Here is a 9,307-nt window from a genome sequence, read left to right as displayed (position 1 = left end):
GTATGACACGCCCGCAGATTATCAGTTACTGGGCGTCGAGTTGCTTGCCACGGGTTTCCGGCAAGCTCAGGGCCGCCAGAATCACCACGCCGTAGGACACCGCCGCAAAGGCACCGATACCAACGCTCAATGGCACCGTCTGGCTGAGCAGGCCGATCAGCAGTGGGAACAATGCCGCCAGCGCGCGGCCGATGTTGTAGCAAAAGCCCTGGCCTGAGCCGCGAATGCGGGTCGGGAACAATTCGGTCAGGAACGCGCCCATGCCGCTGAAAATCCCCGAGGCAAAGAAGCCCAGCGGAAAGCCCAGCCACAGCATCACACCGTTGCTGACCGGCATTTGCGTGTACAGCAGCACAATGGTGAACGAGCCGACGGCGAACAGGATGAAGTTCTTTTTACGACCGAGGATGTCGGTCAAATAGGCGCTGATGACGTAACCGACGTACGAGCCGACGATCACCATCGCCAGGTATCCGCCGGTACCGAGTACGCTCAAACCACGCTCGTTTTTCAGGAACGTCGGCAGCCAGGAAGTAATCGCGTAGTAACCGCCCAGCGCACCGGTGGTCAGCAGCGAAGCGCGAATCGTGGTGAAGAGCATGCCGGGGGCGAAGATCTCGTAGAACTTCGACGGATTGCTCGGCGCCTCCTTGGCTTTGGCTTCGCGGTAGATTTCCGGGTCCTTGACCAGGCGGCGAACGAAGATCACGAAAATCGCCGGCACGATGCCTAGGATAAACAGCGCGCGCCAGGCGTCTTCCGGCGGCATGATCGAGAACAGCAGCGCATACAGGATCGCGGTCAGGCCCCAGCCCAGCGCCCACCCCGATTGCACCATGCCCACGGCCTTGCCGCGGTCCTGGGCGCGGATGACTTCGCCGATCAACACCGCGCCGGCGGTCCACTCGCCGCCAAAACCGAAGCCCATCAAGGTCCGCGCAATCAGCAGCTGTTCGTAACTCTGGGCGAAACCGCAAAGGAAGGTGAAGAAGGCAAACCACAGCACGGTCAGTTGCAGGGTGCGCACGCGACCGATGCGGTCGGAGAGAATGCCCGCCACCCAGCCACCAATGGCCGAAGCGATCAGCGTGCTGGTGTGGATCAGCCCGGCCTGGCCGGTGGTGATGCCCCACATGGCAATCAGGGTCGGCACCACGAAGCTGAGCATCTGGGTGTCCATGCCATCCAGGCCATAACCGATCTTGCAGCTCCAGAAGGTGCGGCGTTCCTGCTGATTGATGTTGCGATACCAGTCGAAAGGTCCCGGGCGAGCCGTGGCTTTCGAAATGACGGTGGTGTCGGGCGCACTCATGGCAAATCTCCGCGCTGGTTTTATTGGTATTGTTCTGAGCCCCGACGACGCCTATCGTGGGAACCGGATGTGTCGATTCTTGGACGCGCCAGCCCTCTGCGTCCAACTAATAAAAACCCGCCCTAGCCATAAGAAAAACTTGATCACATGAACCTGAAGTTTCTCGAAACCTTCGTCTGGGTCGCCCGGCTCAAGAGTTTCCGCCTCACCGCCGACAAGCTCTTCACCACCCAGGCGTCGATTTCCAGCCGCATCGCCGTGCTCGAAGGCGAGCTTGGGGTGAAGCTGTTCCTGCGCGACTCGCGCGGTGTGAGCCTGACACCGGAAGGCTTGAAAGTGCTCGAGTACGCCGAGCAGATGATGGACACCATGCAGGCGCTCAAGCATTCGATCGAGACCCGTTCAAGCAAGGCCGGCCGCGTGCGCATCGGTGTCATGGACACGGTGATCCACACCTGGCTAAGCCCGCTGGTGGCGCAGATGACCGATCACTACCCCCTGGTGGAAATCGAACTGGTGGCCGATACATCGCTCAACCTCTGCGATCAGCTGCAAAAAGGCTTTCTCGATGTGATCCTGCAAACCGACCTGCTGCGCCAGGAAAGCGTGCGCAGCCTGGAACTGGCCAGCCACCCCATGGGCTGGATCGTCGCCAGCAATTCGCTCTACAACCGCGACTACTCAGGCATCGCGGACCTGGCGAACGAGCGGATCATTACCTACTCGAAAAACTCCCACCCCCATCAGGAAGTGCTCGCACTGATGCAGGCCAACGGCGTCATGGCGCCACGGTTGAACTGCGTGAACTCGGTCTCGGCGATCACCCGGTTACTGCGCGACGGTTTTGGCATCGGTGCATTGCCGCCGGTGTTGGTGGCGGAGGAACTGGCACGGGGTGAGTTGACCTTGCTGGACATCGACCAGAGACCACCAGACCTGCAAGTGGTGGTGTCGTGGCGGGTGGGCGTGGAATGGGTTGAGGAGATTGTGACGTTGTGCCAGCAAGTACTTAAGGATTATGCGCGGCGGGTGGGTGAAAACTACATTACCCTGGCTGACTGATGATCGTTCCCACGCTCTGCGTGGGAACGATCATCACTTACAACCCGCGCAGATCCCGCTCTTCAATCGGCCGGCTCTGGCGCAGGCGCTTGCCGCCCAACACCACCCAATCGATCAGGCGGAACAGGCACTCGATCCCGAACGACAGCAGCAACGCGCCGCTCATGCCCCAGATCATCGCCTCCGGGGTCAGCAGGATCTGGTAGCTGTAGCCATTCCAGGTTTCCTTGCGAATGTCCGGATCCGCGGCCAACACTACTTGCAGGAAGCGGATATACCACGGCCCTTGCATCGCCTGGAATTGCTTGTCCAACGCCACCTGGCGAGTCAGCAGGTTGCCCAGGCTGTCGGCGTCGCTGCGAAAGATCGGATCTTCACTGGCGCGATAGTGAGCGACCAGGGCCTGCATGTCGCCCTTGAAGAATTGATTGGCGGTGTTCTGAAACCCGCTCAGCCCGGCCTGCGCTTCAATCAGGTGCGCTTCGACCCGCTTGGCGTAATCATTGATGAACCCCGGCACCTGGACACCGATCAACAGGCCCGCGGCAAACAACACCAGCCGCAAATAACTGAGCAACATGGGGGATGATCCTTATGCGGTCCGGCCCTGGCTGACGCATTCACCGCGTCGCCACAGGCTCCATTGGCCTGGCTCGTAGCGGGTCCAGGTTTCATTTTCGGTCAAGGGCTCGGTGGCGATCACGGTGACCACATCGTTGGGCGTGGTTTCGGCCTGGAAGTCGACGATCACATCGACATCCTTCAGGCGCGCCGGGCCGAACGGGGCGCGACGGGTGATCTGCGCCAGTTTGGTCGAGCAATAACAGAACAGCCAGTCGCCATCGCTGAGCAGGCAGTTGAACACGCCCTTGCTGCGGTATTCGGCGCAGGCGGCGACCAGGTCCGGCAGCAGTTCTTCGACCTCCACGGGCTCGGGAAACGCGGCCCGCACACGGTTGAGCAAGTCACAGAACGCCGCTTCGCTGTCGGTATCGCCAACCGGGCGGTAGAAGCTGGCCGTCGGTTGCAGGTCTGCCAACTGGCCATTATGCGCGAAGCACCAGTTACGCCCCCACAACTCGCGTACGAACGGATGGGTGTTGGAAAGGCAGACCTTGCCGACGTTGGCCTGGCGGATATGCCCGATCACCACTTCGCTCTTGATCGGGTAGCGTTGCACCAGGTTGGCGACTTCCGACTCGCAACTCGCCGCCGGGTCCTGGAACAAGCGCAAACCCCGACCTTCGTAGAAAGCGATGCCCCAACCGTCCCGATGTGGACCGGTACGCCCACCGCGCTGCATCAGCCCGGTGAAGCTGAACACGATATCGGTCGGGACATTGGCGCTCATGCCCAATAACTCACACATGCTCGAACTCTCGCTTTATGGCAGGGGCACGGTTACAGACGGGGTTCGACGCGCATCCGCTGGGGATTGCTCGGCACCGGCGGTCGACCGTAGCGATCATCGCCGGCACCGCCGAAGGGGTGATCCTCTTCCGGCTCGTCGGCACGGATCGCGGCCTGGACGGCGGCGGCCTGTTCCTTGCGGGCCCTGGCACCACGCTCGAGGACGAAACGAATCGCCACGAACACCAGGTAGATGCCGAAAGCGATCATGCCGTACATCAGCAGGTCGGAAATCGCCCGCCACGCGTTGTTGCCGACCTTGAACAACAGGTCGAGCGCCGTGATGGCAATGGCCGGGGCCACTTTTTCCTTCACCGGGTCAATGATGGTCGGGCTGAACAGCAGCACCGCCACCAGCAAGCGCAGGGGTTCGCGCAGCCAGCGCCACATCCAGCGGGTGATGCGCATCCACACCAGCAGGCAGCCCAAAGCGGCAAAGGCGTAGAGGCCCCAAGCGATCAGATAGTCGTTCTCGGTCATGGTGTCCATGGCAAGGCAGGCAAAGAGGCGCTTATGATAACGGCTTTTCGTCCATCAGGCTCCTACAGGTTGCCAGTCCCTATTCAGTACATTGTTCGAGAGCCCCTCATGCCCCTACCCGCCAACGTTTCCGATGCCCCGATTGCCCGCAAGGCCGAAGGATCCGACCCGTACGCCTGGCTGCAGGAGCGCGACAGCGCTGCGGTGCTCGACTACCTGCAGGCCGAAAACCGTTATCAGGAGGCGCAAACCGCTGATCAGGCCGGGTTGCGCGAAACCCTGTTCGAGGAGATCAAGAACCGGATTCTCGAAACCGACCTGTCCCTGCCCTCGCCATGGGGCCCCTACCTGTACTACACGCGCACCACGGCGGGTGACGAATACGCCCGTCACTACCGCTGCCCGCGCCCGGCCGACGACAGCCTGGTCCTCGACGAAAGCCAGGAACAACTGCTGCTGGACCCTAACGAGCTGGCCAAAGGCGGCTTCTTTTCCCTCGGTGCGTTCAGCATCAGCCCCGATCACCAGCGCCTGGCCTACAGCATCGATTCCACGGGCGACGAAATCTACACGCTGTTCGTCAAGGAGTTGTCCGATGGTCGCGTCAGTGAACTGGAGTTCCAGGACTGCGACGGCAGCATGACCTGGGCCAACGACAGCCTGACCCTGTTTTTCGGCGAGCTGGATGACACCCATCGTCCGCACAAGCTGTTGCGCTATCGCCTCGATGGCACGGCGGCCGAAGAAGTGTTCCATGAAACGGACGGCCGCTTCTTCATGCACTGCTACCGTTCGAGCTCCGAACAACAATTGCTGCTGTCGGTGGGCAGCAAGACCACCAGCGAAGTCTGGGTGCTCGACGCCAACCTCCCACAACTGCCCTTTACCTGCGTAGCGCCACGGGTGGAAAACCATGAGTACGACGTTGACCACGGCACGCTCGATGGCCAATGGACCTGGTTCATCCGCACCAACCGCGACGGCATCAACTTTGCCCTGTACACCGCCGTCGATAACGGCGTGGCGCCAGCCGAGGCCGACTGGCGGAACCTGATTCCCCACAGCGACACAGTAATGATCGATGGCATGAGCCTGAATGCCGGCGCCATGACCCTGAGCCTGCGGGTCGGCGGCTTGCCGGTGATCGAAGTTCACCCGCAGGGCCTGCCGAGCTATCGGGTTCAATTGCCAGACGCGGCCTATAGCCTGCACGTGCAGAACAGCCTGGAATTCGTCAGCGAGCGAATTCGCCTGCGTTACGAAGCGTTGAACCGCCCTGCGCAAATCCGCCAGCTGGAACTGGTCAGCGGCGAGCAGAAAGTGCTCAAGCAAACCCCGGTGCTTGGCACGTTCGACGCCGACGCCTATGTCAGTCAGCGCCTGTGGGCCACGGCGCCCGATGGCACACAAGTGCCGATCAGCCTGGTGGTCAAGCGCGAAGCGCTCGGCAAGCCGGTTCCGCTCTACCTGTACGGCTATGGCGCTTATGGCGAAAGCCTCGACCCGTGGTTCTCCCACGCCCGCCTGAGTTTGCTCGATCGCGGCATGGCGTTCGCCATCGCTCATGTGCGCGGCGGCGGTGAACTGGGTGAAGCCTGGTATCGCGCCGGCAAGCAGGAGCACAAGCAGAACACCTTCAGCGACTTCATCGCCTGCGCCGAACACCTGATCGCCAAAGGCCTGACCACCGCGCCACAACTGGCGATCAGCGGCGGCAGTGCCGGCGGCCTGCTGATCGGGGCGGTGCTCAACCAGCGCCCGGCGCTGTTTGGCGCGGCGATTGCCGAAGTGCCGTTCGTCGATGTGCTCAACACAATGCTCGACCCGGAGCTGCCATTGACCGTCACTGAATACGACGAGTGGGGCAACCCTCAAGAGCCTGACGTTTATGAGCGGATCAAGGCCTACGCGCCTTACGAAAACGTCACCGCGCAAGCCTATCCGCCGATGCTGGTGATCGCCGGCTACAACGACAGCCGCGTGCAGTATTGGGAAGCGGCCAAATGGGTGGCGAAATTGCGCGTCACCAAAACCGACAGTAATCCGCTGTTGCTCAAGACCGAACTGGGCGCCGGGCATGGGGGGATGAGCGGTCGATACCAGGGATTGCGTGACGTAGCGCTCGAATACGCATTTTTGTTCAAGGTGCTGGGTGTTGCCTGAGGAACTTGGGCCGATGAACCGGTCTTAATTGCAGGCGCCTCGGGCCGATACAATTCCGATCCCCCTGTAGGAGCTGCCGAAGGCTGCGATCTTTTGACTTTGTTTTTTTAAGATCAAAAGATCGCAGCCTGCGGCAGCTCCGACAGGAATTCGTGGTGACAGAACCAGACAACAATAAAGACCGCACGACATGTCAGAACCCACTTTACTGAACAACGAAATTCGCAACTGGCTGATGGACTGCGGCCTGTTCAACCAGCTGCTACCGGCGGAATTCGCCGCTGCCTCGGGCTATTTCAACCTCAGCACCATTGCCCAGGGAGAGGAAATTTTCCACGAGGGCGATGCCGGCAGCTTCATGTGCATCATCCATACCGGCCAGGTGGCCGTGCAGAAGACCGCCAGCGATGGCCAGCAGGTGACCATTGCGACGCTGCGCAGCGGCCGCTCGTTCGGTGAAATGGCCGTACTCGACGGCGAACGGCGCTCGGCCAGTTGCGTGGCCGCGAGTCACTGCCAGTTGCTCAACCTGGGCAAGGATTCGCTGGAAAAGATGCTCAATGACGCGCCGAAAGTCGCGGCAAAGATCATCCGCGCCCTCGCCGTCTCACTGTCCCGGCGCTTGCGCATGGTCGATGGACAGTTGCTCTCGCAGCAGGTTTAACCGCCGGGTGACTTGACCTTCGGTGGGTTCGGCTCGATCCCCGGCACCGGCTGGTCCTTGATCGGCGGGCTTGGCATCTCGATCGGCACCAACGGTGGGCCGCTACTGCCCGGCCCCACTTTTGGCAGCGGTGCCGGGCTGATCTGCGGGTACGGTGTGGGCGTTGCGGTGCCCGGCGAGCCAGGCATTGGCGCGGGACTGATCGGCGTCGTCTGTAGCTGCTGGCCCTGCACTGCAGTTATCGAGAGCGCGGCCAGGGCAATGGCCGTTAGAATAGTGCGCTTCATCAATGGCTCCGTTGGCCTTGTGGTCACTTGCAGGCTACTCCCAACTGCGTCCGTTTGCCTTCCCTGTGCCGCCATTTTTCCTCAAGTGAGCCCCATGAAACGTTTTGTTCTGCTCGATACCGCCCCTATTCCCGAGAACGGCGGTGCCCTGTGCCTGTTCGAGTACGGCGAAGATTTCGTCATCAAGATCCAGGGCGGCGACGGTGGACAATTGATGAATACGCGCATGCATGGCTCCGAGGATGCCCTGGCCGAAATCCCCTGCCGCAAGGTCGCGGGAAGACCCGACTCACGGGTTTTGATCGGGGGCCTGGGCATGGGTTTCACCCTCGCCTCGGCGCTCAAGCACCTGGGCAAGTCCGCTGAAGTGGTGGTCGCCGAACTGGTGCCAGGCGTGGTGGAGTGGAACCGCGGACCGCTGGGCGAAAAATCCGGAAACCCGCTGCAAGACCCGCGCACGGTGATCCGCCTGGAAGACGTGGCCAAGGTCCTGCAAGCAGAGCCGCAGGGTTTTGACGCAATCATGCTCGACGTCGACAACGGCCCCGAAGGCCTGACCCAGAGGGCCAACAGCTGGCTTTACTCCGCCGGGGGCCTGAGCGCCTGCGCCAAGGCCCTGCGCCCCAAGGGCGTGCTGGCGGTCTGGTCGGCCAGCGCAGACCGACAGTTTTCCGACAAACTGAAGAAAGCCGGTTTCAAGGCCGAGGAAGTACAGGTCTTCGCCCACGGCAACAAGGGCACCCGCCACACCATCTGGATTGCCGAGAAGCTCAAGGGCTGAGCTAAACTGCGTTTATACCGTCATTAGTCATTCAACAAAGGTGAACCCATGAGTTCGTCCACCCCGACCAACACCTCGAAGCTGGACCGCATCCTCGCCGACAACCAGCGCGACAAGGAAATGGGCTACCGCGACAAGGCCCTGAAGATGTACCCGCACGTGTGCGGCCGCTGCGCCCGTGAATTCTCCGGCAAGCGCCTGAGCGAACTGACCGTGCACCATCGCGACCACAACCACGACAACAACCCCCAGGACGGTTCGAACTGGGAACTGTTGTGCCTGTACTGCCACGACAACGAACACTCGCGTTATACCGACCAGCAATATTTCGGCGAGGGCTCGCTGAGCACGCCAAAAATCGCCAAGGCAACGCATAACCCGTTTGCGGCGTTGGCAGGGTTGATGAAGAAAGAAGACTGAAGATCTTCAGCGCCCGAGCCGGCCCCTTCGCGAGCAGGCTCGCTCCCACACTGGATCTCCGATGCAGCGAAAAAAACCTGTGGGAGCGAGCCTGCTCGCGAAGGCGATTGCTCAATCGCCAAACTGCCCGCTGCCGCCCAATCCCCGTATAATCGCGCTTTTTTCCCAAAGGCACCCCGCTCGTGGCAGACAAACGGTACAGCTGCATTGGTTTGTATAACCCCAAGTCACCGGAGAACGTCGGTTCGGTGATGCGCGCCGCAGGCTGTTATGGCGTGGCGTCGGTGTTCTACACCGGCAAGCGCTATGAGCGCGCCGCCGACTTCGTCACCGACACCAAGCGCGTTCATTACGATATCCCGCTGATCGGCATCGACGACCTGAAGAAAATCCTGCCCCTCAACTGCGTACCCGTTGCCGTGGAACTTGTCGAAGGCGCCCGCCCATTGCCGGAGTACACCCATCCGGACCGCGCGTTGTATATCTTCGGCCCGGAAGACGGCTCGCTGGACAAAGAGATCCGTGACTGGTGCGAAGACGTGGTCTATATCCCGACCACCGGCTGCATGAACCTAGCCGCCACGGTCAATGTCGTGCTCTACGACCGCATGGCCAAGGGCCTCAACACCCGTTCGGGGCCGAAATTCCGCTGAATCGCCGTACATCCGATGGAACAAGTGGCCAGTCGAGGCAGTCAGCTTATCTATCCACTACTCAAGCCTGGAGTC

Annotated in this window: 11 protein-coding genes; 6 read left to right on the top strand and 5 right to left on the bottom strand. The window is 61.2% G+C overall.

The window, feature by feature from the left end; genetic code table 11:
• Positions 1 to 25: 25 nt before the first annotated feature.
• Positions 26 to 1,312 carry an MFS transporter gene (locus AC3WWR_RS22520; protein ID WP_020797833.1) on the bottom strand — a complete coding sequence of 429 codons (1,287 nt, stop codon included), beginning with the start codon at positions 1,310 to 1,312 and terminating at the stop codon, positions 26 to 28.
• Between the two features lie 147 nt (positions 1,313 to 1,459).
• Here AC3WWR_RS22520 and AC3WWR_RS22515 point away from each other — a divergent pair, with 147 nt between their 5' ends.
• On the top strand, positions 1,460 to 2,374 hold the full coding sequence (locus tag AC3WWR_RS22515) for a LysR family transcriptional regulator (RefSeq protein ID WP_020797832.1): 915 nt from the start codon (positions 1,460 to 1,462) through the stop codon (positions 2,372 to 2,374).
• A gap of 37 nt (positions 2,375 to 2,411) precedes the next feature.
• Here AC3WWR_RS22515 and AC3WWR_RS22510 read toward each other — a convergent pair whose 3' ends face one another.
• Genes AC3WWR_RS22510 through AC3WWR_RS22500 form a run of 3 tightly spaced genes read right to left on the bottom strand, consistent with a single transcriptional unit; the run spans position 2,412 to position 4,273 of the window.
• Complete coding sequence (locus tag AC3WWR_RS22510; RefSeq protein ID WP_020797831.1) at positions 2,412 to 2,954, bottom strand: DUF2937 family protein; 543 nt, start codon at positions 2,952 to 2,954, stop codon at positions 2,412 to 2,414.
• Positions 2,955 to 2,966: 12 nt separating this feature from the next.
• Positions 2,967 to 3,743 (bottom strand): class II glutamine amidotransferase, encoded by a 777-nt coding sequence (locus AC3WWR_RS22505; RefSeq protein WP_492599064.1) that lies wholly within the window; start codon positions 3,741 to 3,743, stop codon positions 2,967 to 2,969.
• Positions 3,744 to 3,775: 32 nt separating this feature from the next.
• Positions 3,776 to 4,273, bottom strand: coding sequence for a hypothetical protein (locus AC3WWR_RS22500; RefSeq protein WP_020797830.1), 498 nt, complete (start codon positions 4,271 to 4,273; stop codon positions 3,776 to 3,778).
• A gap of 99 nt (positions 4,274 to 4,372) precedes the next feature.
• On the opposite strand from AC3WWR_RS22500, the gene AC3WWR_RS22495 reads away from it, so the two are divergent.
• A complete protein-coding gene (locus tag AC3WWR_RS22495) occupies positions 4,373 to 6,427 on the top strand; it encodes a S9 family peptidase (protein WP_492599063.1) in 2,055 nt (684 codons plus the stop codon).
• Positions 6,428 to 6,617: 190 nt separating this feature from the next.
• Positions 6,618 to 7,091 (top strand): cyclic nucleotide-binding domain-containing protein, encoded by a 474-nt coding sequence (locus tag AC3WWR_RS22490; protein ID WP_020797828.1) that lies wholly within the window; start codon positions 6,618 to 6,620, stop codon positions 7,089 to 7,091.
• On the opposite strand, the gene AC3WWR_RS22485 is transcribed toward AC3WWR_RS22490, so the two are convergent.
• Positions 7,088 to 7,378 (bottom strand): hypothetical protein, encoded by a 291-nt coding sequence (locus tag AC3WWR_RS22485; protein ID WP_020797827.1) that lies wholly within the window; start codon positions 7,376 to 7,378, stop codon positions 7,088 to 7,090. The two genes, AC3WWR_RS22490 and AC3WWR_RS22485, sit on opposite strands and share 4 nt — an antisense overlap.
• Before the next feature lie 94 nt (positions 7,379 to 7,472).
• Here AC3WWR_RS22485 and AC3WWR_RS22480 point away from each other — a divergent pair, with 94 nt between their 5' ends.
• From AC3WWR_RS22480 to AC3WWR_RS22470, 3 genes are all read left to right on the top strand, one after another.
• A complete protein-coding gene (locus tag AC3WWR_RS22480) occupies positions 7,473 to 8,159 on the top strand; it encodes a spermidine synthase (protein WP_020797826.1) in 687 nt (228 codons plus the stop codon).
• A gap of 48 nt (positions 8,160 to 8,207) precedes the next feature.
• Entirely contained in the window at positions 8,208 to 8,579 is a 372-nt protein-coding gene (locus AC3WWR_RS22475) for a YajD family HNH nuclease (protein ID WP_007944009.1), read from the top strand.
• A gap of 182 nt (positions 8,580 to 8,761) precedes the next feature.
• Positions 8,762 to 9,232, top strand: coding sequence for an RNA methyltransferase (locus tag AC3WWR_RS22470; RefSeq protein ID WP_007911337.1), 471 nt, complete (start codon positions 8,762 to 8,764; stop codon positions 9,230 to 9,232).
• The last annotated feature ends 75 nt before the right edge of the window (positions 9,233 to 9,307 follow it).

The sequence above is a fragment of the Pseudomonas sp. EB271-G4-1 genome, from assembly GCF_058791355.1.
The sequence above is the reverse complement of the archived record's forward strand: the minus strand, read 5'-3'. Positions and strand labels throughout refer to the sequence as shown.